We start from the raw sequence: 1,142 nt of genomic DNA, 5'->3' as shown, positions 1-1,142 counted from the left end.
CTAGCGCGTCTGCCATTCCGCCACCCGGACCGGTGAGCGTCGCGGCCTTGGCCGCGGCGACGTCCACAACAATACCAAGGTTTCCGGGTGCTTCTCACCCCGGTATCCGGGGTGCATACCGCCTGATACCAGCCATCACGGACGGTTACCGGGACGGTCGGTACCGGCTGCCGCGCAGGTCAGGGGGTCAGCACGGCAGCCGGACGCGTGGGGCCGGCCGGTCAGCAGCGCCGGCCGCCGCGGAGGTGGGCGGCGGAGGCGCGGGCGGTGTGGAGGGAGCCCTCCGGGTTGGCGGCGGCGTCGGGAGCGTCGTCGCGTTCCACCAGCCAGTGGTGGTAGCGCCTGCGCCTGCCGCGGGTGAGGGCGGTGACGAAGGTGCGGTAGTCGATGTCGCCGTCACCGACGTCGGTCATGCGGTAGCCGTCGCGGTGGGCCTCGTCGTGCTCTCCGTCCTTGACGTGGAACAGCGGGAAGCGCTCGGGGGCGCGCTTGACGTAGGCCAGCGGGTCGAGCGGGTCGGGTGTGCCGTCGGGGCGGGTGCTGAAGCGGTGCCGGGCGGAGTAGGCCCAGTAGATGTCCAGTTCCAGGTAGACGAGCGCGGGGTCGGTCTCGGCCATCATCAGGTCGTAGAGGCGCTGCGCGGGGCGGTCGGTGGCGAAGCCGAACTCCTCGGCGTGGTTGTGCTGGTAGAACTTCAGGCCGCGTGCCCTTGCCGCGGCGCCGTAGGTGTTGAACTCCTCGGCGGCTCGCTTCCAGGCGTCCACGGTGTTGCCGTAGCGCGCCGGGGAGCTGGGAGTGCCGACGTAGGGCAGGCCCAGCTCCGCGGCGTCGTCGAGCACCTTCTCCAGCTGGGTGGCGAAGGTGTACGCGTGCGGGTCGCCGGAGTGGTAGCCGACGTGGCTGCCGACGGCGCGCAGCCCGTTGTCGCGCAGCAGCCGCTTCAGCTCCGCGAGGGTGATGCTGCCGGTGCCGTGGGTGTAGCCGGCGAACTCGACCTCTTCGTAGCCGTAGCGGTTCAGCTCCTCGAAGACCGGGCCGAAACCGAGCCGCGCCACCTGGTCGCGCAGGGTGTAGAGCTGGATGCCGAGGCGGCCGGGCGGCACGATCGGCGGGCGGCCCCGGCCGTGCCGGGCCGCGGGTGA

General features: G+C 72.0%; 1 protein-coding gene. It reads right to left on the bottom strand.

Going from position 1 to position 1,142, the window contains the following annotated elements; all coding sequences use genetic code 11:
* Positions 1–221: 221 nt before the first annotated feature.
* The coding region (locus tag ACYVE9_RS27745; protein WP_461030644.1) for a sugar phosphate isomerase/epimerase family protein at positions 222–1,142 on the bottom strand (921 nt) is incomplete at its 5' end.

Source organism: Streptomyces sparsus, assembly GCF_054776295.1.
The sequence above is the reverse complement of the archived record's forward strand: the minus strand, read 5'-3'. Positions and strand labels throughout refer to the sequence as shown.